Genomic DNA, 26181 nt, shown 5'->3' with positions numbered 1-26181 from the left:
TGTCCGACCGGGTTGCCGCACATGGGAGGATCTGGGGCATCGACATCCATCACGGAAGAGGCACCCATGGCTGACCAGCAGGCCGTCCTGAAGACCAACCGGGGCGACATCACGATCAACCTGTTCCCCGACCATGCGCCCGAGACGGTGGCCAACTTCACCGGGCTGGCCGAGGGCACCAAGGACTACCACGACGACGCCGGTCGCTCGGGTGTGCCGTTCTACGACGGGCTCGGCTTCCACCGCGTGATCTCCGGGTTCATGATCCAGGGCGGGTGCCCGAAGGGCACCGGCACCGGCGGCCCGGGCTACACCTTCAAGGACGAGCCGCACCCCGAGCTGGTCTTCGACAAGCCCTACCTCCTCGCGATGGCCAACGCCGGCCCCGGCACCAACGGCTCGCAGTTCTTCATCACCGTCGGACCCACGCCGCACCTGAACTTCAAGCACACCATCTTCGGTGAGGTCGCCGACCAGGACTCCCGGGACGTCGTCGACACGATCGCGACCACCCGGACCGGCGCGGGTGACCGGCCGGTCGAGCCGGTGGTGATCGAGACCGTCGAGATCAGGCGCTCCTGAGCACCTCGGACGGCCCCGGCTCCGGGGCAATGACGCCGGCGGAGGGCTCCGCCGGCGTCCCGACGTGCTACCGCCACCCCGGCCGCGAGACCTACATCCGCTGCCAGCGGTGTGAGAAGCCGATCTGCCCGGACTGCATGCGCGACGCCGCCGTGGGCTTCCAGTGCCCCTCCTGCATCGCCCAGGGCAAGAAGGACACCCGCTCGGGCCGTACGCCGTACGGCGGGGCGCGGCCTGCCAACCCCGGGGTGGTGTCGAGGACCCTGATCGCGGTCAACCTCGCGGTGTGGGTGCTGATCATCAGCACCGGGGGCGCCACCAGCACGTGGGTCGAGCGGCTCGCCCTGACGCCGCGGGTCTGCAGCGCCGGCGACCATCCGGGCAGCTACTACCCGCGGGCGGTCACCGAGGCCCAGTGCGCGCTGACGCCCGACGGGCACTGGGGCGGGGTCGCGGGCGGAGACGTCTGGCAGCTCCTCACCAGCATGTTCGCCCACGTCGAGATCTGGCACATCGGCTTCAACATGATCGCGCTCTGGGTGCTCGGACCCCAGCTCGAGCTGGTCCTGGGACGGCTGCGGTTCATCGGCCTGTACCTCCTCTCGGGCCTGGTCGGCTCGGCGGTCGTCTACTGGCTCTCCACGCCGGACACGCCGACGCTCGGTGCCTCCGGCGCGCTGTTCGGCCTGATGGGGGCCCTGATCGTGCTGGCCCTCAAGGTCAAGGCCGACGTCAGGCCGCTGCTCGGCTGGGTCGGGCTCAACTTCGCCCTCACGTTCCTCGGCCGCGGCTTCATCTCCTGGCAGGGACACCTCGGGGGCTTCCTCGGTGGTGTGGTGCTGGCCGCGGTCCTCGCCTACGCACCCCGCGAGCGCCGTACGACGTGGCAGGCGGCCGGCTTCGGCGCCGTCGCGCTCCTGGTCGTGCTGGCAGTCGTGGCCCGCACCGCCACTCTCAACTGACGGTCTGTCCCCAGCTGGGGATGAGCCTGGGGAGAATCACACGCGTGTAGTTCTCCACAGGTGAGTGCACAGGTGGGGATAACTCCCGGGAGCTCTGGTGACGTCATGCAGGTTGTCGTGGGGAGGGGGAACGGATGACGTCTGGCCGTACGCTCCGCTGAGCGACCGGGGACCGGGCCGTGTCGCTCGTCCGTCGCTTCGCTCCGTCCGAGCCGAGCACGGCCCGGAGGTCTCGCGCTGATCGGGAGCTCGCAAGCTCGCTCCCGGCGCGCTCACTCCCAGCGCGTGGCGTAGGAGAAGCCCACCGCCATGAAACCGATGCCGACCAGCAGGTTGAACTGGTTGAGGTCGTTGAAGACCGGGACCTTCGGCAGCTGGGCACCCGAGAGCACGTAGAAGGTGCAGATCCAGACCAGCCCGAGCAGGAAGCAGGCCAGCATCCCGACCACGACGCCGCGACCGCGGCCCAGCGGCGTGGCGGGGTGCGCGGCGAGCAGCAGGCCGAGGAAGAACAGCCCGAAGCCGACCGCGTAGTTCCAGCGCAGCATCGAGGCCATGAAGTGCGGCGAGCCGGGCTTGGGCGGCGGGAAGGCGTTGGGGTCGACGCGCACCGCGGCGTAGTAGTAGACGACCCAGGCCACCCCGAGCACCATCAGCACGAGGCAGATCACGAAGCGCACACTGATCAGCGGCCCCCGGTCGGGATCTGTGAAACCCGGGCGGGCCTTGAGCTTGGCCACGTTCACTCCTCCACGCCTGACGCCTCGGGCGTCGACTCGACTGATCGCGGGTTACCTTAGTCGGCATGAAGCGGTGGCCCCACGTCAGCCTCCCCCGGGTGCGGCGCACCGCGCCCGGCGACGGCGTCGACGGGCCCGGACCGACGGCGCACCGGCAGGGCGCCTCGAGGTCCCCGGTCTGGCGGGTGGCCACCCCCGTCGTCGGCCTGCTCAGCGGCACGCTCTTCGTGGTCAGCGCGCACAACAGCGGCGGGACCGACCTGCGCCCCGGCCGCTACACCGACCTGGCGTCGTTCGTCCGCGTCGACGCGGCGCAGTACGACGCGCTCAAGCAGCGGGTCGCCGACCTGAACGCCCAGATCACCCAGCTCAACAGCCAGTCCGACAACAAGCAGGTCCGCCGGGTCACCCGCAAGACCGCCCGGATGAAGGTCCTCGCCGGCCTCGAGCCGGTCAGCGGTCCGGGGCTGACCGTGACCCTCACCGACGCGCCGCACAGCACCAGTGCGGACGGCCCGACCGCTCCCGACAACCGCCTCCTGGTGGTGCACCAGCAAGACATCCAGGCGGTCGTCAACGCGATGTGGAAGGGCGGCGCCCAGGCGGTCACGATCCAGGGTCAGCGCGTCGTCGGGACGACCGGCATCCGCTGCATCGGCAACGCCGTCCAGCTCCAGGGCGTGCCCTACAGCCAGCCCTACGTGATCTCCGCGGTCGGGGACCCGGCCGCGTTGTCGTCCTCGATCGCCCGCGACTCCTACCTGCAGGTCTACCGCGCAGACGCCGAGGACCCCGCGATCAACGTCGGCTGGGATCTCCGCGTCGAGCCCGACCTGAACCTGCCGGGGTACGACGGCCTGCTCGGCCTGACCTACGCGAGAGTGCTCTCCCCGAGCTCTTCCGGGAGCTGACCGATCACGTCGGGCCACCACCCGGCCGCGACGGCTTCGCGGACGGCGAGGTGGTCGGGCTGGTCGGGACACTGGTCGGCGGGCTCGTGGGTGGGGTGGTCGGCGGGGACGTCGGCTGGCTCGGACCCGACGAGACGAAGATGTAGACCGTCGAGCCCTGGGCAGCCGTCTGGTGCGCGTCCGGGACCTGCTGGGTGACCGTGCCCTGCGGCTCGGTCGAGGTGTCGTCGGGCTTGACCGAGGGGACGAAGCCGGCAGCGCGCAGCTTCTGCTCCGCGTCGGCCTGCAGCAGGCCCACCACGTCGGGGATCTTCGAGGGTCCTCGTGAGATCGAGACGTTGACGCTCGCCCCCCGGGGCAGCGGCGAGCCGGCGGCCGGGTCGGTCGAGATCACCGTCCCCTGAGGCTGGTCGGACTTGACCTGCTTGAAGACGCCCTTGAGGTGCGCCGCCGTCAGCGCCGCGTCGGCCTGCGCCTGGGTCTGGCCGATCAGGTAGGGCACCTGGGTCGACTGCGCGCCGAGCGAGACCGTCAGGTTGACGTCGCTGCCCTGGTCGACGTAGCCGCCCGGGGCGGGGTCCTGGCTGATCACGCGGTTCTTCGGCACCGTCGCGCTGTGCTGGTAGCTCGGTTGCGGCACGGCGAGCTTCGCGTCGCCGATCGTGGTCCGGGCCTTGGCGATGCTCATCCCGATCACCCGCGGCACCTGCACCTGGTTGTTCGGGCTCTCGAACATCTTGGGCAGGAAGTACGCCGCCAGCCCGAGCACCACCAGCAGCAGCAGCGCCAGGAAGATCAGCAGGCCGGGTCGGCTGCCCCGGTCGTCCTCGACGTCCTCCTCCACCGGGAGGGGGACCGGCACCGGGACCGGCGGGACCACCGTGGTGCGCGTGGTCGCGGTCATCGGCGACTCCACCGGCGGCGGCGGTGGCGGCAGCACGTGGACCGGATGCCCGGCGAGATAGCGCTCGATGTCGCTGCGCATCGCCGCGGCGCTCTGGTAGCGGTCCTCGACCCGCTTGGCCAGCGACTTCATCACGATCGCGTCGACCTCGGGCGGCAGCTCGTCGTCGTGGTCGGACGGCGGCATCGCCGGCTCGCGGACGTGCTGGTAGGCCACCGCCACCGGGGAGTCGCCGATGAACGGCGGGCGGCCGGTGAGCAGCTCGTAGAGCAGGCAGCCGGCGGAGTAGACGTCGGAGCGAGAGTCGACCGGCTCGCCGCGCGCCTGCTCGGGGGAGAGGTACTGCGCCGTACCGACGACCGCGGCCGTCTGGGTCATCGTGTTGGAGGCGTCGGAGATCGCCCGGGCGATGCCGAAGTCCATCACCTTCACGTCTCCGGAGGGCGTGAGCATCACGTTGCCGGGCTTGATGTCGCGGTGGATGATCCCGGCGCGGTGGCTGTAGTCCAGGGCCGACAGCACACCGCTGGTGATCTCCAGGGCCCGCTCGGGCAGGATCTTGCGACCCTCACGCAGGATGTCGCGCAGGGTCCGGCCGGCCACGAACTCCATCACGATGTAGGGCTGGGAGACCCCGGAGCCGTCGGTGGCCGGCTCCTCGCCGGTGTCGTACACGGCGACGATCGACGGGTGGTTGAGCGAGGCGGAGCTCTGCGCCTCGCGGCGGAACCTGGCCTGGAAGGTGACGTCGCTGGCCAGGTCGGTGCGGAGTCGCTTGACCGCCACCGTCCGCCCGAGCCGGGTGTCGGTGCCCTTACGGACCTCCGCCATGCCGCCGCGCCCGAGCAGCTCGCCGAGCGCGTAGCGCCCGCCGACCAGCGGCTGTCCGTCGGTGTTCTCGGGAGTCACTTGTGGCCCTTCCCCTTGTGGCCGTGCTTGGGACCGTGGTCGTTGGGTGGCTTGGGAGCGTGCGTCGGGGGCGTGTGCGTCGCCTGAGTCTGCTGCGTGGCCGAGGTCGTGGTGCTCGACGGGGTGCTCGAACGGGAGGTGGTGTGGCCGGTGGGGCCGGGCTTGGTCGGCGTCGAGCCGCCCCCGCCGGCAAGGTTCGCTGCCCCGGCGACGACGACGAGCAGGACGAAGACCCCGGCCACCGCCCACAGCGGAGCCGGCACCCGGGCCGCGCGGTCGCGCCACCCGTGGTCGTCCCCGACCGGGGTCGGTGCGGGCACGGGCACTGCTGCAGTGAGCACCCGCGTCGGCGCCGGGTCGGCGGCCCCGTCGAGCGGCACGAGGGCGGAGCGGATCGCGGTGGCGAGGGCGGTGCCGTCGGCGTACCGGTCGTCGGGATCCTTCGCCAGGGCACGGCGTACGACGTCGGCCAGGGCCGGGGGGACGGTGTCGGGAAGCTCCGGCACCGGCTCGCGGAGGTGGGCCAGGGCCGTGGCGATCGCGGACTCCGCCACGAACGGACGCCGCCCGACCAGACACTCGAACGCGACCGCGCCGAGCGAGTAGACGTCGGAGGCCGGGCTGGCGGGCTTGCCCTCGGCCTGCTCCGGGGAGAGGTACTGCGGAGTGCCCATCACCTCGCCGGTGCGGGTCAGTGCCAGGCCGTCGGCGGCCCGGGCGATGCCGAAGTCGGTGATCTTGACCCGGTGGTCGGGGGTGACCAGGAGGTTGCCCGGCTTCACGTCGCGGTGCACGATCCCCTGCGCGTGGGCGGCCCCGATCGCGTCGGCGGCACCGGCCAGCAGGGCGCCGGCCGCAGCCGGGTCCATCGGCTCGCCGGAGCGGAGCAGCGCCGAGAGCGGCTGCCCGTCGACGTACTCCATCACCAGGAACGGCGCGTGCTGCTCGTCTCCCGCGCCGAAGTCGAAGACCTGGGCGACCCCGGGGTGCCGCAGGGCGGCGGCATGCCGTGCCTCCACCTCGAAGCGCGAGCGGAACACGGCGTCGTCGGCGTGCTCCTGCTTGAGCAGCTTCACGGCGACCGCGCGGTCCAGGACCGTGTCGGTGGCGTACCAGACCTCGCCCATCCCGCCGGTCGCGATCCGGCGGTCGAGGCGGTAGCGCTCCGCGGCGTCGGCGTACGACGCGCCCTGGTCAGCCATGGGACCTCAGCACCGCCTCCATGACCGCCTTCGCGATCGGGCCGCCGAGGGTGCCACCGGCGATCTCGCTGGTCGGGCGGTTGATGTGCTGGATCATCACCGCCACCGCCACCTTCGCGGCGGGACCGTCCGGCGAGGTCGAGGCCGGCGCGAACGACGTGAACCAGGCGTACGGCGGGTCCTCGACGCCGTTGTGGAACTGGCCGCTCTGCGCGGTGCCGGTCTTGGCCGCGACCACCACACCGGGGATCGCCGCCGGGATCGCCGTGCCGTGCTGCACCACGGCCACCATCAGCTTGGTCACCTCGCTGGCGGTGGTCCGCGACACGGCCTGGCTGAGCTCCTCGGAGTGACCCGGCACGATCGGCTCCTGCGACGGGGACTGGAGCTCGTCGGTGATGTAGGGCCGCATCACGACCCCGTGGTTGCCGATCGCCGCCGACACCATCGCCATCTGGAGCGGGGTGGCGGTCACCGAGCTCTGGCCGAAGCCGGACAGGGCGGTCTGGGCGTCGTCCATCCCGGCGGGGTACTGCGAGACCGCCTGGCCGGGGAAGTCCTGGAGGTAGCTCTGGTTGAAGCCGAAGCCCTCGGCGGTGCTGTGCATGCCGCTCGCGCCGACCTCGACCGCGAGCGGTGCGAAGCTGGTGTTGCAGGAGAACTCCATAGCCTGGATGAAGGGGATCTTGCCGGTGCCGCAGTTGGGGATCTCGTTGTGCACGACGTTGGTCGAGCCGGGCAGCCGGTAGCTGGGGCCGCCGGGCACCAGGGAGCTGGAGGTGTAGCTCCCGCTCTGGATCGCCGCCGACGCGGTCACGACCTTGAACGTCGACCCGGGGGCGAGCGTGGTCTGCACCGCGCGGTTGAGGAGCGGGTCGCCGGGCGCCTTCGACAGCTGGGTGGCGTAGGCGTTGGCCGCCTTGAAGTCGTGGCTCGCCAGCTTGTTGGGGTTGTAGGTCGGCAGCGAGACCATCGCCAGGATCTTGCCGGTGCTGGGGTCCATCGCGACCACCGAGCCCTCGATCCCCGGCCCGAGCGCCTTCAGGCCGTCGAACGCGGCCTTCTGCGCGGCCGGGTTGATCGTCAGCACGACGTTGCCGCCCTTGCTGGCGTTGCCGTTGACGAGGTCGACGAGGCGGTTCACGAAGAGCCGGTCGTCCTCACCGGAGAGGAAGTTGTTGTCCTGCTGCTCGATGCCGGTCTGGTTCCCGAAGGTGTACCAGCCGGTGACCGGCGCGTACATGAACGGCTGCTTGTAGACGCGCTGGTACTTGTACTGGTCGTTGCTCGGGATGCTCTGCGCGATCGGCTGGCCGCCGACCAGGATCGCTCCGCGCTCCCGGCTGAAGGTCGCGGTGGCCACCCGCCCGTTGCCGGCCCGGTCGTTGAGCGCGCTGGCGTGGTAGTACTGCAGATAGGTCGCGTTGAGGGCCAGCGCGAGGAACAGCAGCAGGCAGAAGATCGCGACCGTGCGGATCGGCTTGTTCATCGGAGACCCCCCGGTGTCGTTCGTCGGAGGAACGAGGCGGGGGAGCCGGAGAACAGCGTGGGGTGACTCATAGCTTGACCACCTGGGTGGTCTCCATGTCGTTGTCGTCGGGCTGCCACAGGTCGGGTGGTGGTCGGCGGGCGGAGTCGGAGATCCGGAGCAGGAGCGCCACGATCACCCAGTTCGCGATCAGGGACGACCCGCCGTACGACAGGAACGGCGTGGTCAGCCCGGTCAGCGGGATCAGGTGGGTGACCCCGGCGATCACCACGAACACCTGGAGCGCCACCGCGCCGCCGAGCCCGGTGGCCAGCAGCTTGCCGATGTCGTCGCGGCTGATCAGCGCGGCCCGGAAGGCCCGCTCGACGATCAGCCCGTAGAGCAGGATCACCGCGATCGAGCCGGTCAGGCCGAGCTCCTCGCCGATGGAGCCGAAGATGAAGTCGCTCCAGGCGAAGGAGATCCGCCAGGGGGAGCCCTGGCCGAGGCCACGCCCGAGCAGCCCGCCCCAGGCCATCCCGAACATCGTCTCGACGGTCTGCCGGCCGCGGTCGTCGGTGCCCTGGCCGTAGTGGGCCCAGACGTTGGACCACAGGTCGATGCGCTCACGGACGTGGCCGATGAAGAGGTATGTCGCGTAGGAGCCGGCCGCGAACAGGACGGCGCCGACGACGAGCCAGCCGGCCCGCTCGGTGGCGACGTACAGCATGATCAGGAAGAGCCCGAAGAACAGCAGGCTCGAGCCCAGGTCGTGCTGGAAGACCAGGATGCCGAGGCTGACCACCCACATCGCCAGGATCGGGCCGAGGTCTCGGCCGCGGGGCAGGTCGACCATCGCCACCCGGCGACCGGCCAGGGCCAGGGCGTCGCGGTGCAGCACGAGGTAGCCGGCGAAGGTGATCACCAGCAGCACCTTGGCGACCTCGCCGGGCTGGAAGCTCAACGGCCCCAGGTGGATCCAGATCCGGGCGCCGTTCACGCTGGTGCCGATCACCGGCGCCATCGGCAGCAGCAGCAGCAGGATCGCCGCGAGACCGCTGGTGTAGGTGAAGCGCTGGAGGACCCGGTGGTCGCGGATCACCAGCAGGGTGGCCACGAACAGGGCGACGCCCAGCGTCATCCAGATCAGCTGCTGGCGCGCGTAGTGCTGGTTGAGCGCCAGGTCGAGACGATGGATGACGGCCAGGCCGAGGCCGTTGAGGGCGGCCACGATCGGCAGCAGGATCGGGTCGGCGTACGGCGCGACGAGCCGCACCACCACGTGCGCGATCACGATCAGGACGGCCAGCCAGCCGCCGTACGAGACGATGTCGGGTGGGACGGTGCCCTTCACCCCGAGGCCGACCGCGGCGTAAGCGCCGACGCCGACCACGAGGGCGAGCACGAGCAGAAAGAGCTCGGCTCCGCGCCGCCGACGGTGCACGAACTGGGCCACGGCCTGGCCGGGCCGACCGATCGCCGACTGGCTCATCAGCCACCGCCTGTCGTCGTCGGCGTCTGGTTGGCGGCGAGCCGCTGCACGGTGCGCTCGGCGTCGTACAGGCTGCTGGCGCCGATGCCCTGCTGGACCTGGCCGGCGTTGAACGTGCTCAGCTGGTCGACGCGGACGTTGCTGGACTCATAGGCGTGGGAGAGGTCGATGCCGGGGACGTCGGCGTTGACGCCGCGGAAGACGGTGACGACGCCGCCCTGCTCGCCGACGTAGTACTGGTGCTGGCTCCAGCTCCAGGCGGCCACCCCGGCCATCCAGGCCAGGCCGAGGATGCCCAGTGTCACGAGGATCCGACGCACCCACACGAAGCTGCCCGGCGGCCGCGGTGCGTAGCGGGCGGTCTCGGGATCGGAGTCGAAGGCGTACGCCGTGCCGGGGGGCAGGTCGACGCCGAGGTCACCGGGGACCGGGTCGAGCTCGCCGGTGTCGCCGGCCCGGTGGCCGCGGAAGAACGAGCCGGCGGTGCGGGGCTTGCGCTTGAGCTCGGCGGCGGACCCGACCACCATCGGGACGGCGGGCTCGTCGTCGGGCGTGGCGGCCACGACGTCGGCGACGATGCAGGTGACGTTGTCGGTGCTACCGGCCTCGAGGCTGGCGCGGACCAGCTCGACGGCGGCGAAGTCGGGGGACCCGGTGGCCAGGATGTCGGCCAGCCGCCCGTCGTCGAGGGAGCCCGAGGCACCGTCGCTGCACAGCAGGATCCGGTCGTGCTCGACCAGCTCGACGGTGAACAGGTCGGCGTCGACCTCGTGCACCCCGTCGAGGGCCTTCAGGATCAGGTTGCGGTGCGGGTGGGTGCGGGCGTCGACCTCGTTGATCCGGCCCTCGTCGATCAGGCTCTGGACGAACGTGTGGTCGTGGGTGAGCTGGCTGATCTCGTGCCCGCGGAAGAGGTAGGCGCGGCTGTCACCGACGTGGCCCATCGCCAGCCGCTCACCGTCGAAGAGCGCGACCGTGGCGGTGGTGCTGGTGCCGCTCAGGGACGGCTCCTCGTCGACCAGCTCGCCGATCCGGTCCGAGGCGCGGTGCAGGGCACCGGCGACGAGCTCGAGGCGGGCCTCGGTGTCGGCGGTGTCCGTGGGCGGCTGGTCGATCCGGCGGAGCTGCCCGATCGCCGTGCTCGAGGCCAGGTCGCCGCGGGCAGCGCCGCCGACGCCGTCGCACACGGTGAGCAGCCAGGGCCCGGCGTACCCGGAGTCCTGGTTGTCCTTGCGCACGCGCCCGACGTCGGAGATCGCGGCGTACTGCAGCCGGAGCGTCACTTGCGCAGCTCCAGGAGCGTCTTGCCGATCCGCACCTGGGTGCCCAGGGTCAGCGTGGTCGGCTGGGTGATCCGGGCGCTGCCGATGTAGGTGCCGTTGGTCGAGCCGAGGTCCTCCACGAACCACTGGTCGCCGCTGGAGGCGATCCGGGCGTGCCGCGTGGAGACGTAGTCGTCGTCGAGGCGGATCGCCGCGTCGCTGCCCCGGCCGATCAGGATCGGGGCCTCGGAGAGCTCGGCCCGCTCGCCCTGGTTGGCGCCGTCCACCACGAGCACGTGGGTCGGGGAGCCCTTGCGGGCCTTGGGCTTGGGCTGGCGCCGGGCCTTGGGGGCCGCGGCCTCACGGGTGCCGCCCTGGGGGACCCGCGCGCCGAACATGTCCGAGCGGACCACCGAGATCGCCGACAGCACGAAGATCCAGAGGATCGCCAGGTAGGAGATCTTGATCAGGAACAGGGTCAGCTCAGACATCGACGTCCTCCTCGACGACCCGCACCGTCAGCGTCGTCCGCCCGACCTTGACCTCGGAGCCGTCGTGGAGCGCGGCCCGGGCGACCCGGTGCCCGTCGACCAGCATGCCGTTGGTCGAGCCGAGATCCGAGACCTCGATCGCGACTCCGGCGTCGGGCGACTCGTCCACCGTGAACTGGACGTGACGTCGGCTCACGCCCGGGTCGTTGATCCGCAGGTCGGCCTCGTTGCCGCGTCCGACGACCAGGCCTGGTGGCTGGAGCGGGTGCCGGGTGCCGTTGACCTCGAGATAGGCCCGGGCCCGGCGTACCTGGGTGTGGGTGGCGTTGCTGACCACCGCCGCGTGAGCGCGGCTCCGGACGCGGAAGCGGCCGATGGTGAGGTCGTCGGCCGACTCGAAGGCGAGGGCGACCGGGCCGGAGAATACGTAGCTCTGCTTCTCGGCGTACTCCTGCAGCTGGGTGGTGAGCTCGCTGACCAGGGCCGAGTCGTACGGCGAGAGCCGGTCGAGGTCGGACTGGGAGAGCTCGACATGGAAGTCGTTGGGGACCATCCGGCGCTGCCGGGAGAGGATCTGGGCGTTGTTGTCGCACTCGCGCTGGAGGGCGGCCGAGATCTCGACCGGCTGAACGGCGCTGCGGAAGGCCTTGGCGAAGGCCCCGGAGACCAGTTGCTCGAGTCGCTGCTCGAATTTCTGCAGACCGCTCACGCCACGCCTCCTCTCAGCCCCGTTGAGTACTCCAGTCCCCTCACCCCACTGGGACGAGGCCCGAGCGTCGTCGGGTTGCGCCGATGGTATCGGGGCGCAGTGAGGACCGGTCGAACCGGCGCAGCCGGGGCGACCGACTTCAGCCAGTGGCGACGCCCGCCGGCGGGGGTGCCCGACCGGCGCCCGGGCGGCGGTTTGGGTGCGGCGAGCGCGCTGGGATAGCCTTGCCCCGCTTCTGGCGCGAGTGGCGGAATAGGCAGACGCGCACGGTTCAGGTCCGTGTGTCCGAAAGGACGTGGGGGTTCAACTCCCCCCTCGCGCACCACCAGCGGTCCCCACGACGCTGCTCCTCCGGCGGATGGTGCCCTCGATCGGTGCGGCTCCCGCTGTGCGAGCATGGCCACGAAGAGGTGAGTGCCGTGGACCTGGACGTCCTGCTGGTGCAACAGAGATCCGATGTGCTGGACGAGGCGTTCGCGGGGCTGAAGCGCTCGCCGGTCTCTCACTACGACCATGCCGGGGACGAGTTCACCCGGGACCGGCTCGGAGAGCTGTTCGACCTCGTGCTGACCGCACTCCGCGACCGGCGACTCGGTCCGGTGAGCGCCTACTGCGAGGGGATCGCGGAGCGGCGCTTCGCCGCCGGCTTCGACATCTCCGAGGTGCAGGCGGCCTTCAACACCCTCGAGGAGGCGATGTGGCGCCGCGTCGCCGCCGGGGTGCCGCCCGAGGAGCTCGCCGAGTCGATCGGCCTGCTGGGCACGATCCTGGGCTTCGGCAAGGACGCGCTGGCGCGTCGCTACGTGTCGCTGGCCACCGAACGTCGGGTCCCGAGCCTCGACCTGAGCGAGCTCTTCGAGGGCACCGAGCGCTGACGCGGGAGCCGGTACGTCGTTCGGCGGCGGGTGTCGGCGGCCCGAAATGTGAGGCGCCCCCGCTCGCGATGCGAGCGGGGGCAGTGGCGCCTGGCTCCCGTCCCCCCGGGCGTGAGCAGAGCCCCCCATGTCGTTCACCGTCCCCCCGGGCGATGTCGGACATCCGGCGTCCGGCCGGTGCGGCCGAACCCCTTCGCTCTAGTAAACGACGAAAACAGCGGGAGGTGACGTGGTTTGCGAAACTTTTTACGGCGGATCTCCCCAGTGGCCATCGAAAGGACCGTCCGACGGGCTCGGAACGCTCCTGTTGGCCTGAATGGTGGGAGGGGAGGTTTCCCCGGTTCACCGGGGAAACCGTCGCTCCTCAGCCGAAATTCCGGCCGAGAGGCGACGGTTTCGGCTGAGAAGTCGACCCCCGGCTCGTCAGATGCCGCCGGGGCTGAGCGGTCGGCGCTGCAGAACGACGGCCGCAGCGACGCCCGAGATCAGAGGCGCCCCCGCTCGCGATGCGAGCGGGGGCAGTGGCGCCTAGCTCCCGTCCCCCCGGGCGTGAGCAGAGCCCCCCTGTCGTCCATCGTCCCCCCGGGCGATGTCCGACGTCGGGTGCCCGACCTCGCGGTGGAGGCACCCTCGACAGTAGAACGACGGAATCGGTGGATGGTGACGCGGTTGGCGACTAATTTTTCGAGATTCTTTCCGCCGTACGACGAGTTAGGGCCCGCGAGGGGCGCGGAGCGGTCAAAAACGTCTGCAGCAGCCGGCTCCCCTGCGGCGTCAGGATCGACTCGGGGTGCACCTGGGTGCCCTCGACCGGGTGCGAGCGGTGGCGCACCCCCATCAGCGTGCCGTCCCCGCTGAACGCCGTCGCCAGGAGCGCGCGCGGCAGGTCGGCGAGCACCAGCGAGTGGTAGCGGCCGGCGACGAGCGGCCCGTCCAGGCCGGTGTAGATCCCCCGGCCGTCGTGGTGCAGCAACGAGGGCTGGCCGTGCACGGGCCACGGCGCCCGGACCACCCGCGCGCCGTACGCCTGCCCGATGCACTGATGGCCGAGGCAGACGCCGAGCACCGGCGTGTGGGCACCCAGCGCGCGCACGGCGGCGACGCTGACGCCCGCGTCGTCGGGGGTGCCGGGCCCGGGTGAGATCACCAGGTGGGTGAAGGACCCGTCACCGGCACCCGTCTCCAGGGTGGCCACGTCGATGTGGTCGTTGCGGACCACGTCGACCACGGCCCCCAGACCGCGCAGCCGCTGGGCGAGGTTGTAGGTGAACGAGTCGTAGTTGTCGAGGATCAGGACGTGCGCGTCGGTACGACGCGTGGTCGGCTCGTCGGGAGTCGTGATCACGTCGCCGGACCACGGCCGGGCGAGGGTCCCGTGCAGCCAGCGGGTGGTGCGCCCGGCCGGCCAGACGCCGATCCCGCCGATCGCGACCACCGGCTGAACGCCGCGGATCGAGCTGGCCGTGAAGATCTCGCGGGCGCGGGGCAGCTCGGCCAGGGCGACCGGGCGCTCGGCGACCGGGACGCCGCGCCGGTGGAGCAGGTCGAGGACGTGCGCGCGGGTCACGCCCGGCAGGATCCGCCCGTCCGTCGGTGGGGTCACCACCTCGCCCTCGAGGACCAGGAACACGTTGGCGGTGCCGCACTCCAGCAGCCGCCCGGCCTCGTCGACGAGCAGGACGTCGTCGGTGCCGGCCTCGGCGCGGAGCCGGTCGACCAGCCGGCGGTCGGTCCACTTGTGCGCGCCCAGGCCACCGGTCAGCCCGGCCACCGCCAGCGTCCGCGGCTCGAGTCGCGGCGGGTCGATCTCGTGCGCCGCCACGTGCGCTCGCCTGTCGGCGGGGGACCACGTGACCCTCAGCCGGGCCGGGCCCGCACGCCCGGCCGCGGCACGTCGTACGGCGTGCTCGAGCGGTGCGCGGTCGACGTGCTCGCCGTAGAGCCCGAGCGCCGAGTCGCCGAGCCGGTCCAGATGCGCGGACAGGTCGACCGCCACCCCGTCGCGGACCAGCACCGTCTCGAGCAGTCCCTTCCCGACGTCGGGAGCGTCCGGCGGCGACCCGACCGGCCGGGGAGGTGTCGAGTGACCGGGCGCCGCATCGAGGGTTGGAGCAGGCGGGTACGCGGTGCGCGACGCGCCCACCGCGGCCAGCAGGGGGTCGACCTTGGTGAACGCCTCGGCGACCTCGGCGTCCGGGTCGGAGTCGGCGACGATGCCGCAGCCCACGCCGATCCAGCACCGACCGTCGGCGATCTCGAAGGTGCGGATCACCACGCTGGCCTCGAGTCCCGCCACCGGGCTGAGGTAGCCGATCGAGCCGGTGTACAGCTCGCGCCCTGTCGCCTCGAGCTCGTGGATGACCTCCATCGCCCGCACCTTGGGAGCCCCCGTCACCGATCCGGGCGGGAAGGTCGCGCGCAGCAGCTCGGCGTCGGTCGTCTCGGGAGGGAGCGTCCCGCGGACCTCGGAGACCAGGTGCCGCACCCCGGCCCCCTCCTCGGCCAGCGCCAGCCGTGGCACCCGGACCGAGCCCACCTCGCAGACCCGACCGAGGTCGTTGCGCATCAGGTCGACGATCATCACGTTCTCGGCGCGGTCCTTGGCCGAGTGCGCCAGGACGCCGGGGTCCTGCCCGGCCGGCGCGGTGCCCTTGATCGGCCGGGTGACGACCTCGCGGGCCTCCCGGCGCAGGAACAGCTCCGGCGAGAGGCTCACGACCTGGCGCTCACCGGCGTCGACGTAGGCGGCGTACGCCGGGGCGAGCAGGGCGACCCCGTCGCAGAAGGCGTCGAGCGGGTCGCCGTCGAGCCGCGAGACCAACCGGGTGCAGATGTTGGCCTGGAAGATGTCGCCGCGGTGGATGAGCTTGCGCGCCTCGGCGACCGCGGCCCGGTAGGCCTCGGGGCCACCACCGTCCATGACGAACGTCGTGAACGCGTAGGGGCGGGGCTCGGGCGACCCGCTCGCCAGCCGGGCCAGCGCGCGGTCCCGGGCTGCCGTCGCCTGGTCGGGCTCCAGCACCGTCTCGAAGGCCCAGGCACCCTGCCCGGCGTCGTACCGGATCACCCAGTCGTAGCGCGCGCACCAGTGGTCGGCCTGCGCGTCGGGCCGCGGCGGTGGAGGGGGCACCGCCTCCAGCAGGCGGTTGAGCTGGTAGCCCCACAGGGCGACCCAGCCGCAGCCGAACCGGGCCGCGCCGGCGTCGGTGATCGGCGGTAGGGGAAGGTCGAAGGGGTCGCCGTCGGCCGACCGGACCTCGGCCGGCTCCCAGGCCAGGACCGCGCCACCGCCGCACCAGTCCCCGACCAGGGCGACCAGTCCCGGTGCGCCACGCAGGCGGCGCAGCACGTCGGTCGGCGTCCCGGTGAGGGGCAGCGGACGGACGTCGGGTCGGGCCATGCGTCGGATCCTCCTCTACCGCTCGACCACGCGGCAGGCACCCTCGCGTCGCGGGTCGGCGGCGGCGCTGAGCTGCCCCCGGGCGTCGCACAGGGTGGCCCCGACGCCCCCGAAGTACATCGTGTGGCCGGTCTCGCGGCGGACCACCTCGTCGGGCCGGCCGGCGCGGTGCACGTGGACCCGCGGATGGTCCACCGCCGCCTGCAGCGGGAGCCCGCTGGTGAAGCCGGCCAGGGCCTGCACGATCGCGGTGGTGATCCGGTCCGCACCGGGCGACCCGATCGCCAGCGTCGACCCGTCGTCGTGCCGGGCCACCGTCGGCGCCATGTTGGACAGCAGCCGGGTGCCCGGCGCCGAGCCGTAGAGCCCGCGCGGGTTGAGCTCCTGCTCGCCGAGGCAGTTGTTGAGCCAGATGCCGGTGCCGGCGGCGATCATTCCCGAGCCGTAGCCCGAGGAGAAGGTCACCGAGCACGCCTCGCCCGACCGGTCGGTGGCCGAGACGTGCGCTGTGGAGCCCGACTCGAGCACCGCCACGTGGTCGCGGTCGACGAGGGCGAGGTACGACGCGGCCGCTGCCTCCAGGTCGGTGCTGCGGTCGAGCACCTCGAGGCGGTGGCCGAGCACGGCCCGCTGCACCCGGACCAGGTGCTCGACGTCCGCGGACTCCCAGTCGCCGTGCGGCCGACCGTCCATCAACCGGAGCATGGCGGTCAGGCACACCCCGCCGACCGAGGGCGGAGGCGTGGTCGCCAGGGACCAACCGCCGACCCGGGTGACCAGCGCCGGTCGGACCACGGGCCGGTAGGCGGCCAGGTCCCCGGCGCCGAGGATCCCGCCGCGGGCCAGGACGTCGGCGGCGATCCGGTCGGCCAGCTCGCCGCGGTGCAGGGCGTCCGGTCCGTCGCCCGCGACGATCTCGAGGGAGGCCGCGAGGTCCGGGAGCACGATCGGATCCGTCGTCACCTCGCCGCCGGGTCCGTGCAGGGCCGCCCGGCTGGCCGGGTCCCAGCCGAAGATGTCGTCGTGGACGAAGTCGAGGTAGTAGCGCGACGCCGAGGTGAGCAGGAAGCCCGTGCGGGCGACCGCCAGCGCCGGTGCCACGACGTCGGCCCAGGGCAGCCGGCCGTCGCGGCGGTGGGCCTCGCCGAACGCCGCCAACGATCCGTGCACCGCCACCGACCCCGGCCCGATCGTGATGTCGACGCCGCCGCCGTACTCCGTGGTGACGTCCCAGGTCGCGACCGACGGCTGGAGGTCCCGGCCCCGGCCGGGCATGTCCATCCAGCCGTCCACGGTGTACGGCGTACCGGTGCCGGCGGGCTGCACGGTCACGAAGGCGCCCGAGCTCAGCGAGACGATCCCCACCTCGTTGACCATCGCGACCAGCGCCGCGGCCAGCGCCGCGTCGACGGCGTTCCCGCCCGCCAGGGCGACGTCCCGGGCGGCGTCGGCCGCGGCCTCGCTGGGGGCGGCGACGGCCAGGGCGGACATGGCTGAACGCTACGGCAGCCCGGCACCCCGACCGAGGCTGCCGACCGGGCCCGGACGTCGGACATACTGGCGCCCATGAGCGGAGCGGGCCGGTGAGCTGGCGGCGGATCCTGCTGGTCGCCTTCGCCCTGGCCGTGATCAACCTGCCGTGGGCGACCCACGAGGTGCGGATGCACCAGGTGACGACCAGTGGCATCCAGGTCTCGGCCCAGGTGCTGACCGTGGCCCGGGCCGGTGGCGACACGTCGCTGGTCACGTTCCGCCTGCCGTCCAGCGTCGACCCGGCGCAGAAGTCGCGGACCGCCGTGGTCGACCGGGCCACCGCGGACGCAGCGGCGGCCGGCCAGACCATCGGGGTCCGGGTGATGAAGGGCAATCCCGACGTCTTCCACGTCGACGGCCAGGTCAAGAGCTGGTCGTCGACGGTGCTCGTCGTGGTCGCGGACCTGGTGGTCGTGCTGCTGGTGCTCCTGTCCTGGCGGCTCGGCGGCCGGTTGCGTCGACCCACCCTGGTGGCGGTCGCCCTGGCCGACGTGGAGAGCGGCACCGAGGGCTCCCTCCTGGACAAGCAGCTCGACGGCACGTACGTGATCAACGGCGCGGTCCGGGAGCTCCTCGACGCGGAGACGCTGGTGCTGACCCTGCGGGACCGCGACGTGGAGCTGCACCTGCGGGGCCACGCCAACCCGGTCCCCGTCGGGGAGCAGGCCCAGGTCCTCGCCCACCTGGTGGGCTGATGCTCCAGAAGGTCATCGACACGCTGCTCGGCGTGCCCCCCGCCCTGGCCCTGCTGATCATCGCGGCCCTGGTCTTCGGCGAGGCCGCGCTCTTCTTCGGGTTCGTGATCCCCGGTGAGACGGCCGTGGTGTACGGCGGGGTGCTGGCCGCCGCGGGCAAGGTCTCGGTGGTGATCGTGCTGCTGGTGGTGATCGCCGCCGCGATCATCGGTGACAGCGTCGGCTTCGAGGTCGGCCGCAAGCTCGGCCCCCGCCTGACCAGGGCCCCGGTGCTGCGCAACCACGAGGATCGGATCGAGGCGGCGCAGGCCTATCTGCGCCGCCGCGGCGGGCGGGCGGTGGTGATGGGGCGCTTCACGGCGTTCCTGCGGGCCGTGATGCCGGCGCTGGCCGGGGCGAGCCGGATGGAGTACCGCCGGTTCCTCGCCTTCAACGCCGCGGGCGGCGTGCTCTGGGGCAGCGCCTGCGTCCTGCTCGGCTACTTCGCCGCACACTCGATCAGCCGGGTCACCCACTACCTCGGGCTGACCAGCGCCGCGATCGTGGTGGTGATCGTGCTCGGCCTGCTCTGGGCGTGGCACCGCCGGACCCGCGATGCCTGAGCAGGCCACCGCACCCCCCGGCTCGCGGGCCTGGGCCGGCTGGCGGACCGTGGTCTGGCTCGGCGTGGTCAGCCTGCTGGTCGACCTGGTCTACGAGGGTGCCCGCTCGATCACCGGCCCCTTCCTGGCCTCGCTCGGCGCGTCGGCGCTGACGGTCGGTCTGGTGACCGGGGCGGGCGAGGCCGCCGCGCTGGGCTTCCGGCTCTTCTCCGGGCCCGCCGCCGACCGGACCGGTCGCTACTGGTCGTGGATGGTCGTCGGCTACGCGCTGACCGCGCTGTGCGTTCCCCTGATGGCCCTCGCCCCGGCGCTCGGTGCGGCCGGCCTGGTGTTCGGCTCCGCGATGGTGCTGCTCGAGCGCACCGGCAAGGCCGTCCGCAGCCCTGCCAAGTCGGTGCTCCTCGCCGTGGCGGCGACCGACGTGGGCCGGGGCCGCGGCTTCGGGGTGCACAAGGCGCTCGACCAGACCGGCGCCTTCCTCGGCCCGCTGGTGGTGGCCGCGGTGATCGCGTCCACCGGGCACACGTGGGCCGCCCTGGCCGTGCTCGCCGTACCCGGTGCCGTTGCGCTCGGGGTGCTCGCCTGGATGCACCGCCACGTCGGCGACCCGGTGCGCGGGCCGGCGCACGAGAGCCAGCGTCTCGAGGCGCTGCCGGGCACGTTCTACGTGTACGCCGTCGCCTGTGCCCTGACCACCGTCGGGCTGATGACCTTCGGCGTGATCTCCTTCCACCTCGTGCACGAGCACCTGGTCGGCTTCGCGCTGGTGCCCGTGGTCTACGCCGCCGCGATGGGCGCCGAGGCCGTCGCGTCCCTCGGGACCGGTTTCGCCTACGACCGGGTGGGGGCGGGCACCCTGCTGGTGCTGCCGGTCGTGGTCGCCGCGGTCCCGGTGCTGGTCTTCACCGACCGGGTCGGGCTGGCGGTGGGTGGCGTCCTGCTGTGGGGCCTGGCCACCGGGGTCCAGGACTCGACCGTCAAGGCGCTGGTCGCCGACCTCGTGCCGCAGGCCCGGCTGGGCACGGCGTACGGCGCGTTTGCGGCGTTCCAGGCCGTCGCGGCGCTCGGCGGCGGGGTGCTGGCCGGCTGGTTGTACGACGTGCAGCGCAGCGCGCTGATCGGCGTGATCGGCGCGGCGCAGGCCGTCGCCCTGGTGCTGCTGGTGGCGGTGCTGCGGCACCGCCGTCGCTTCGGAGGCTAGAGGTCGGCGGCCAGCGCCAGGAGCGTCTCGGCCGCAGGTCGCTCGTCGGCCGAGCGGTAGCCGGTGCCGGCCCAGAGGTGCACGAGGTCCGGATCACCGGCCGCCGCGGCCGCCCGGCGCAGACCGATGGTCAGGTGGTGGACCGCCGGGTAGCCGAGCGGTGCGCGGGCGTCGTACTCGTCGATGAAGCGGTTGCGCAGACCTCGGGCGGGCCGACCGGAGAACGCCCGGGTCACGACCGTCTCGCGGTCGCGCCGGAGCAGCGCCGCCCGGTGGGTGGGCGAGGTGCCGGCCTCGGGAGCCAGGAGGAGCGCGGTGCCGGCGAGCACGGCCACCGCCCCGGCTGCCAGGGTCGCCGCTGCCGCGGACGGGGTGGCGATGCCGCCGGTCGCCAGGCAGGGCAGGTCGACGCTGCCGGTGACCCGCGCGACCAGGTCGGCGAGGGGCATCCGCTCGGGTGGCTGCTCGGGGGTGAGGGTGGCCGAGTGACCCCCGGCGTCGGCGCCCTGGACCACGAGCGCGTCGACGCCCGCGTCGGCGGCCCGCCGCGCCTCGGCCGGTGACGTGACCGTCTGCGCCACGACGGTGCCCGCGCGCTGCAGCCGGGCGACCAGGTCCGGCTCCGGGATGCCGAAGGTGAACGACGCGCACGCCGGCGGCCGCTCCAGGAGCAGGTCGATCTTGTCGCGCCAGTGGTCGTCGTCCTCGAGCGGCTCCTCGGGCAGGGCGACGCCGTAGCGGTCGGCCTCGGCGTGGAGCAGGTCGCGGTAGCGCCGGTAGGCGGCCCGGTCGACCGGCATCGGATGGGGCGCGAACAGGTTGACTCCGATGGTCCCGCCGCCGACAGCCACCGCATCCAGCTGCTCGGCGAGTGCCGCGCCGGTCAGGTAACCGCCGGCGAGGAAGCCGAGGCTCCCCACGGAGGCGGCCGCGGCCACCAGGTCCGGCGTGGTCGCGCCCCCGGACATCGGGGCCGCCAGGACCGGCACGCTGACGCCCCACCCGGTCAACAGGTCCGCGGTCATGGCGTGTGGTCGGCGATCGGCGGCATGGCAGCCGAGTATGCCGAAACGGCGACCCCGACGACGCCCGGCTACTGTGAGGAACGTGTCGGCCACCCCGTCGTCGTACTCCATCACGATGCGACTTCACACCGCCCCGGACCACGGGATCGTCGGTGCCGTCGCCACCGCCATCTCCTCGGCCGGCGGCATCGTCACCGGGATCGACGTGGCCGACTCGAGCCACGACCGGCTCGTCGTCGACGTGACCTGCTCGGCCTCCGACTCCGACCACTCCGAGCTGCTGGTCGACGCGGTCCGCCAGGTCGAGGGCGTGGAGGTGCACAAGGTCAGCGACCGGACCTTCCTGCTGCATATCGGCGGCAAGATCGAGGTCAGGTCGAAGGTGCCGCTGAAGACCCGCGACGACCTGTCGATGGCCTACACCCCCGGCGTGGGGCGAGTCAGCCTGGCGTTGTCGAAGAACCCCGACGACGTCCGCCGCCTGACCATCAAGGGCAACTCCGTCGCCGTGGTCACCGACGGCTCGGCCGTGCTCGGCCTCGGCAACATCGGCCCGGGCGCCGCGCTGCCGGTGATGGAGGGCAAGGCCGCGCTGTTCAAGCGGTTCGCCGACATCGACGCCTGGCCGATCTGCCTGGCCACCCAGGACACCGACGAGATCGTCAAGGCCGTGGAGATGATCGCCCCCGGCTTCGGCGGCATCAACCTCGAGGACATCGCGGCCCCGCGCTGCTTCGAGGTCGAGCGGCGGCTGAGGGCCAGCCTCGACATCCCGGTCTTCCACGACGACCAGCACGGCACCGCCATCGTCGTCCTGGCCGCGCTGACCAACGCGCTGCGCTGCGTGGAGAAGAGGCTGCCCGACGTCCGGATCGTCGTCTCGGGTGGCGGTGCCGCCGGCTCGGCGATCGTCACCCTGCTCCTGGCCGGCGGCGCGGCCGACGTCGTGGTCAACGACCGCGAGGGCATCCTCTGCGCCGGCGACGAGACGCTGAGCCCGGCCATGGCAGAGCTCGCGGCCCGCACCAACCCGCACGGCCTGCGCGGCGGCCTGCACGACGCGCTGCGCGGGGCCGACGTGTTCATCGGGGTCAGTGCGCCGGGGATCCTGCCGGCCGAGTGGATCGCGGACATGGCGCCCAGGAGCGTGGTCTTCGCGCTGGCGAACCCCGACCCGGAGGTCGACCCGGCCGATGCCGAGCGCTACGCCGCGGTCGTCGCGAGCGGGCGCTCGGACTTCCCCAACCAGATCAACAACGTGCTGGCGTTCCCCGGCGTGTTCCGCGGGCTGCTCGACGCCCGTGCCACCGAGATCACCACCGCGATGCTGCTCAAGGCGGCCGAGGCGATCGCCCTGGTCGTCAAGGACGACGAGCTCAACCCCAACTTCATCATTCCGAGTGTCTTCAACCCCGACGTCCCCAAGGCCGTCGCCGCCGCCATCAGAGGAGCAGACGCATGACCACTCTCGGGGACTTCTCCGCGACCACGCTCACCGGACAGGACCAGGCCCTTGGCGACTACGTCGGTGACGTCGTCCTCGTCGTCAACACCGCCAGCAAGTGCGGGCTCACGCCGCAGTACGAAGGCCTGCAGCGGCTGTACGACGACTTCGCCGACCAGGGTCTGACCATCCTCGGCTTCCCGTGCGACCAGTTCGGCCACCAGGAGCCGGGCACCGAGGAGGAGATCGGCGCCTTCTGCTCGAAGAACTACGGGGTCACGTTCCCGATGTTCTCCAAGATCGACGTCAACGGCGACGACACCCACCCGCTCTACGTCTGGCTCAAGCACAAGAAGTCGGGGGCCCTGGGGGCCAACATCAAGTGGAACTTCACCAAGTTCCTGATCGGCCGCGACGGCCGGGTGCTCAAGCGCTTCGGGCCCACCAAGGAGCCGGAGAAGCTGCGTCCCGCCATCGAGGCCGCACTGGCCGAGGGACCCGCTGCCGAGGCCGCGGCGGGCTGACCGGCACCCGAGACGGGCGGCCACGATGGTCGCCCCCTCAGGCGCTCGCGGCCGCTCGGTCAGTCGTTGCTCTCGGTGGCGTAGAGCGCGGCGCCCACGATCCCGGCGGCGTTCTCGAGGGCGGCTGCGATGATCTCGGTGTCGATGTCGATCAGCGACAGGAACTTGTCGGCCTTCTTGCTCACGCCGCCGCCGACCACGAAGAGCTCGGGGGAGAACAGGTCCTCCAGCTTGCGGTAGTACGTCGTGAGCCGGGCGGCCCAGTCCTCCCAGGAGAGGTCCTCCCGCTCCTTGACCGACGAGGCTGCCCGCTTCTCGGCGTCGTGCCCGTCGATCTCGAGGTGGCCGAGCTCGCTGTTGGGGACCAGCACCCCGTCGTAGACCAGCGCTGAGCCGATGCCGGTGCCGAGCGTGGTGACGATGACCAGGCCCTGCCGACCCTTGGCCGCGCCGTATCTCACCTCGGCCAGGCCGGCCGCGTCGGCGTCGTTGACGACATGGACGTCGCGGCCCGTGGCGTCGGTGAACAGCTTGTCGGCGTCCTCGCCGATCCAGTGCTTGTCGATGTTGGCGGCCGAGTGCACCACGCCGTGCTTGACGACTCCGGGGACGGTCACCCCGACCGGTCCGTCGGAGTCCGCGAACTTTCCTAGCAGCTCCTTGAACACGGTGGCCACGGCGTCCGGGGTCGCCGGCTGCGGCGTGTCGATGCGCACGCGCTCCTCGGCGAACTCACCCGCCTCCAGGTCCACCGGTGCGCCCTTGATGCCACTGCCGCCGAAGTCGATGCCGAAGGCGAGTCCCGAACCACTCATGCCCCCAATCTCGCCCTCCACGCCCCGTCTCGGCAACTCGGGGTGCCGGCGGAACCCTTGACACCGTGCTTTACAAACTGCATGGTGATGTAAACCAAGGCGGTCGAGCCAACTCCCGCCCGCCGCGGAGACCGAGGAGGCAGCCGTGCCCGAGACCATCGCCCACAGCACCGTTCCCGAGGGCTCGACCGAGGGCTGGCGCGACCGCAAGCGCTACCTGTGGCTGATCGGCCTGGTGGTCCCGTCCCTGGCGTTCATCGCGATCGGGATGTGGCGGGTGACCGGGTGGGGCGCGTGGTTCTGGATCGGCCCGATCGTGATCCTGGGGGTGGTGCCCGCCATCGACCTCGTTGCCGGGCTCGACCGGTCCAACCCTCCCGACGACGTGATCGAGGCGCTGGAGCAGGACCGCTACTACCGCTGGATCACCTACATGTTCCTGCCGATCCAGTACGCCGGCTTCGTCGGTGCCTTCTGGGTGATGACCCACTACGACCTGTCCGTGGTCGACCGGGTCGGCATCGCCATCTCGATCGGCTGCATCGGCGGCATCGGCATCAACACCGCCCACGAGCTCGGCCACAAGAAGGAGGCCAACGAGCGCTGGCTGTCCAAGATCGCCCTGGCCCAGAGCTTCTACGGCCACTTCTACATCGAGCACAACCGCGGCCACCACGTCCGCGTCGCGACGCCCGAGGACCCCGCGTCGGCCCGGATGGGGGAGAACTTCTACCAGTTCTGGCCGCGTACGGTCATCGGCTCGCTCCGCTCCGCATGGAACCTCGAGAAGAAGCGGATCGCGCGCCGCAGGCAGCACCCCTGGCGGCTCTCGAACGACGTGCTCAACGCCTGGTTGATGTCGGCGGTGCTGTGGGGAGCGATGATCGCCCTCTTCGGCGTCGGCATCACGCCGTACCTCGTGATCCAGGCGGTGGTCGGCTTCTCGCTGCTCGAGGTCGTCAACTACATGGAGCACTACGGCATGCTCCGGCAGAAGGTCGGCGTCGGCGAGCGCGAGCGCTACGAGCGGGTCGACCCGTCGCACTCGTGGAACTCCAACAACATCGCGACCAACGTGCTGCTCTACCACCTGCAACGCCACAGCGACCACCACGCCAACCCGACCCGGCGCTACCAGTCGCTGCGTGACTACCAGGAGAGCCCGGTGCTCCCGACCGGCTACGCCGGGATGATCGTGCTCGCCATCGTGCCCGCCGTCTGGCGCCGGGTGATGGACCCCCGCGTGCTCCGGCACTTCGACGGCGACCTGACCCGCGCCAACCTGAGCCCCCGCAAGCGGGACAAGATCCTGGCGCGGTACGGCGCCGGCGTTGCGGCCGGCGTCTCGGAGGAGCCTTCGGGACTGGGGCGGCGCGTCGGCCGGGCGGCGCCCCGCGGCGAGACCGCCGTTGCGGCCGCCGCGGCCAAGCCCCTTGACGTCCTCTCCGGCCCCTCCGAGCCACCGTCCGCAGGTGGCGCAGCATCCGGGCCGGTGGTCGAGCGGAGTCGAGACCACACCGACGACGCGTTGACGTACCGGTGCCCCGGCTGCGGGTACACCTACGACGTGGTGGCCGGTGAGGAGCGGGAGGGGTTCGCCGCCGGGACGGCGTGGTCGGAGATCCCGGAGACCTGGTGCTGCCCGGACTGCGGGGTCCGCGACAAGGTGGACTTCGTCGCCGTCGAGCCCGCGGTGACGTCCTGAGCGGTCGAAGCCGACAATGTGGATCTACAACTGCCAGTCGCCGGGCGGTGCGGCGACGCGCTCCGCGTGTCCCGTACGGGCGAGGGACCCTCGGCCGGCTTCCTAGACTGACCGGGTGACCTCCGCTGCGGCTCGACGAGACGACGTACCGACCTCCATGCACGAACGAGTGGTCGCGGCCGCCGCCGAGCTGACCCTCGAGGTCGGGTGGGCCGGGGTGACCATGGGCAAGCTGGCCGAGCGGGTCGGGGTCTCCCGGCAGACCGTCTACAACGAGGTGGGCTCCAAGCCACAGCTCGCCGAGGAGATGGTGCTGGCCGAGCTGTTCAAGTTCCTGGCCGTGGTCGACGCCGCCTTCGACCGGCAACCGACCGACCTGGTCGCGGCCATCCGCGAGGCGGCGTACGGCGTGCTGGTCCTGGCGGGCTCCAACGCGCTGCTGCAGGCCGTGGTCTCGCAGTCCTACGGCGCCGAGACCGAGCTCCTGCCCCTGCTGACGACTCGGAACGACGCGCTGGTCGAGGCCGCCAGCCAGGCCGTGCACGCGCGGATCGGTGCCTACCCGATCGCCCTGGACGAGCGCCGGATCGAGGCGGCGGTGGACATGGTGGTCCGGCTGGTGCTCTCGCACGTGATCCACCCGGTCGGCACGCCCGACGACACCGCGGACGACATCGCCTGGATCACCGGCTGCACCCTGCGCAGCTGAGCTCCGCACGAGGATCCCGGG

General features: G+C 72.0%; 23 protein-coding genes and 1 tRNA gene. 12 read left to right on the top strand and 12 right to left on the bottom strand.

The features are described 5' to 3' along the window. The first annotated feature begins 66 nt into the window (after positions 1-66). Together E3N83_RS14215 and E3N83_RS14210 are read left to right on the top strand one after the other, a co-directional pair. Positions 67-582, top strand: coding sequence for a peptidylprolyl isomerase (locus tag E3N83_RS14215; protein WP_151083852.1), 516 nt, complete (start codon positions 67-69; stop codon positions 580-582). 29 nt (positions 583-611) lie between these two features. Next, positions 612-1544 (top strand): rhomboid family intramembrane serine protease, encoded by a 933-nt coding sequence (locus E3N83_RS14210; protein WP_151083851.1) that lies wholly within the window; start codon positions 612-614, stop codon positions 1542-1544. Positions 1545-1816: 272 nt separating this feature from the next. Here the strand turns inward: E3N83_RS14210 and E3N83_RS14205 are convergent, their stop codons facing one another. Next, positions 1817-2284 carry a cell division protein CrgA gene (locus E3N83_RS14205; RefSeq protein WP_151083850.1) on the bottom strand — a complete coding sequence of 156 codons (468 nt, stop codon included), beginning with the start codon at positions 2282-2284 and terminating at the stop codon, positions 1817-1819. A 65-nt stretch (positions 2285-2349) separates the two neighbouring features. Between E3N83_RS14205 and E3N83_RS14200 the strand changes: the two genes are divergently transcribed. Next, positions 2350-3195, top strand: a complete 846-nt coding sequence (locus tag E3N83_RS14200) for a DUF881 domain-containing protein (protein ID WP_151083849.1) — start codon at positions 2350-2352, stop codon at positions 3193-3195. A gap of 4 nt (positions 3196-3199) precedes the next feature. Here the strand turns inward: E3N83_RS14200 and pknB are convergent, their stop codons facing one another. The 7 genes from pknB to E3N83_RS14165 all read right to left on the bottom strand — a co-directional run bounded on the left by pknB (position 3200) and on the right by E3N83_RS14165 (position 11632). After that, positions 3200-4930: a Stk1 family PASTA domain-containing Ser/Thr kinase gene (gene pknB, locus E3N83_RS14195; protein ID WP_475442200.1), complete on the bottom strand. Its 1731-nt coding sequence runs from the start codon at positions 4928-4930 to the stop codon at positions 3200-3202. A 74-nt stretch (positions 4931-5004) separates the two neighbouring features. Next, positions 5005-6210: a protein kinase domain-containing protein gene (locus E3N83_RS14190; RefSeq protein ID WP_151083848.1), complete on the bottom strand. Its 1206-nt coding sequence runs from the start codon at positions 6208-6210 to the stop codon at positions 5005-5007. Further along, positions 6203-7699 (bottom strand): peptidoglycan D,D-transpeptidase FtsI family protein, encoded by a 1497-nt coding sequence (locus E3N83_RS14185; RefSeq protein WP_151083847.1) that lies wholly within the window; start codon positions 7697-7699, stop codon positions 6203-6205. The genes E3N83_RS14190 and E3N83_RS14185 overlap by 8 nt, the downstream gene beginning before the upstream one ends. A gap of 67 nt (positions 7700-7766) precedes the next feature. Continuing rightward, positions 7767-9170, bottom strand: a complete 1404-nt coding sequence (locus tag E3N83_RS14180; RefSeq protein ID WP_151083846.1) for an FtsW/RodA/SpoVE family cell cycle protein — start codon at positions 9168-9170, stop codon at positions 7767-7769. Further along, positions 9170-10453: a PP2C family protein-serine/threonine phosphatase gene (locus E3N83_RS14175; RefSeq protein ID WP_151083845.1), complete on the bottom strand. Its 1284-nt coding sequence runs from the start codon at positions 10451-10453 to the stop codon at positions 9170-9172. The genes E3N83_RS14180 and E3N83_RS14175 overlap by 1 nt, the downstream gene beginning before the upstream one ends. Continuing rightward, positions 10450-10923: an FHA domain-containing protein FhaB/FipA gene (locus E3N83_RS14170; protein ID WP_151083844.1), complete on the bottom strand. Its 474-nt coding sequence runs from the start codon at positions 10921-10923 to the stop codon at positions 10450-10452. Before E3N83_RS14170 ends, E3N83_RS14175 begins: the two co-directional genes overlap by 4 nt. Continuing rightward, positions 10916-11632 carry an FhaA domain-containing protein gene (locus E3N83_RS14165; protein WP_151083843.1) on the bottom strand — a complete coding sequence of 239 codons (717 nt, stop codon included), beginning with the start codon at positions 11630-11632 and terminating at the stop codon, positions 10916-10918. Before E3N83_RS14165 ends, E3N83_RS14170 begins: the two co-directional genes overlap by 8 nt. 238 nt (positions 11633-11870) lie before the next feature. Between E3N83_RS14165 and E3N83_RS14160 the strand changes: the two genes are divergently transcribed. Further along, positions 11871-11957 (top strand) — tRNA-Leu (locus E3N83_RS14160). Between the two features lie 94 nt (positions 11958-12051). After that, positions 12052-12507, top strand: a complete 456-nt coding sequence (locus tag E3N83_RS14155) for an RsbRD N-terminal domain-containing protein (protein WP_151083842.1) — start codon at positions 12052-12054, stop codon at positions 12505-12507. Between the two features lie 676 nt (positions 12508-13183). Here E3N83_RS14155 and E3N83_RS14150 read toward each other — a convergent pair. Both E3N83_RS14150 and E3N83_RS14145 read right to left on the bottom strand, forming a co-directional pair. After that, positions 13184-15907, bottom strand: coding sequence for a chorismate-binding protein (locus E3N83_RS14150; protein WP_191907813.1), 2724 nt, complete (start codon positions 15905-15907; stop codon positions 13184-13186). Between the two features lie 15 nt (positions 15908-15922). Further along, the gene (locus E3N83_RS14145) at positions 15923-17398 is read right to left on the bottom strand and encodes a gamma-glutamyltransferase (RefSeq protein WP_151083841.1); all 1476 of its coding nucleotides are present in this window, start codon (positions 17396-17398) and stop codon (positions 15923-15925) included. Between the two features lie 92 nt (positions 17399-17490). Here E3N83_RS14145 and E3N83_RS14140 point away from each other — a divergent pair, with 92 nt between their 5' ends. From E3N83_RS14140 to E3N83_RS14130, 3 genes are read left to right on the top strand one after another with little or no spacing between them, the layout of a single operon-like run. After that, complete coding sequence (locus tag E3N83_RS14140) at positions 17491-18135, top strand: hypothetical protein (RefSeq protein ID WP_151083840.1); 645 nt, start codon at positions 17491-17493, stop codon at positions 18133-18135. Continuing rightward, positions 18135-18737, top strand: a complete 603-nt coding sequence (locus E3N83_RS14135; protein WP_151083839.1) for a DedA family protein — start codon at positions 18135-18137, stop codon at positions 18735-18737. The genes E3N83_RS14140 and E3N83_RS14135 overlap by 1 nt, the downstream gene beginning before the upstream one ends. Beyond that, positions 18730-19938, top strand: a complete 1209-nt coding sequence (locus E3N83_RS14130; RefSeq protein WP_151083838.1) for an MFS transporter — start codon at positions 18730-18732, stop codon at positions 19936-19938. Before E3N83_RS14135 ends, E3N83_RS14130 begins: the two co-directional genes overlap by 8 nt. On the opposite strand, the gene E3N83_RS14125 is transcribed toward E3N83_RS14130, so the two are convergent. Beyond that, positions 19935-20963, bottom strand: a complete 1029-nt coding sequence (locus tag E3N83_RS14125; RefSeq protein WP_151083837.1) for a nitronate monooxygenase — start codon at positions 20961-20963, stop codon at positions 19935-19937. The genes E3N83_RS14130 and E3N83_RS14125 overlap by 4 nt on opposite strands. A gap of 82 nt (positions 20964-21045) precedes the next feature. Here E3N83_RS14125 and E3N83_RS14120 point away from each other — a divergent pair, with 82 nt between their 5' ends. Then, positions 21046-22425, top strand: a complete 1380-nt coding sequence (locus E3N83_RS14120; protein WP_238342916.1) for an NAD-dependent malic enzyme — start codon at positions 21046-21048, stop codon at positions 22423-22425. Continuing rightward, positions 22422-22931, top strand: a complete 510-nt coding sequence (locus E3N83_RS14115) for a glutathione peroxidase (protein ID WP_151083835.1) — start codon at positions 22422-22424, stop codon at positions 22929-22931. The genes E3N83_RS14120 and E3N83_RS14115 overlap by 4 nt, the downstream gene beginning before the upstream one ends. Before the next feature lie 59 nt (positions 22932-22990). On the opposite strand, the gene ppgK is transcribed toward E3N83_RS14115, so the two are convergent. After that, positions 22991-23746, bottom strand: coding sequence for a polyphosphate--glucose phosphotransferase (gene ppgK / locus E3N83_RS14110; protein WP_151083834.1), 756 nt, complete (start codon positions 23744-23746; stop codon positions 22991-22993). Between the two features lie 145 nt (positions 23747-23891). Here ppgK and E3N83_RS14105 point away from each other — a divergent pair, with 145 nt between their 5' ends. Together E3N83_RS14105 and E3N83_RS14100 are read left to right on the top strand one after the other, a co-directional pair. Further along, positions 23892-25451 carry a fatty acid desaturase gene (locus tag E3N83_RS14105; protein WP_238342915.1) on the top strand — a complete coding sequence of 520 codons (1560 nt, stop codon included), beginning with the start codon at positions 23892-23894 and terminating at the stop codon, positions 25449-25451. Between the two features lie 115 nt (positions 25452-25566). Beyond that, the gene (locus tag E3N83_RS14100; RefSeq protein WP_238342914.1) at positions 25567-26160 is read left to right on the top strand and encodes a TetR/AcrR family transcriptional regulator; all 594 of its coding nucleotides are present in this window, start codon (positions 25567-25569) and stop codon (positions 26158-26160) included. Positions 26161-26181 lie beyond the last annotated feature (21 nt).

The sequence above is a fragment of the Nocardioides cynanchi genome (assembly GCF_008761635.1).
GTDB lineage: Bacteria > Actinomycetota > Actinomycetes > Propionibacteriales > Nocardioidaceae > Nocardioides > Nocardioides cynanchi.
This window is presented reverse-complemented; position numbering and strand designations above follow the sequence as displayed.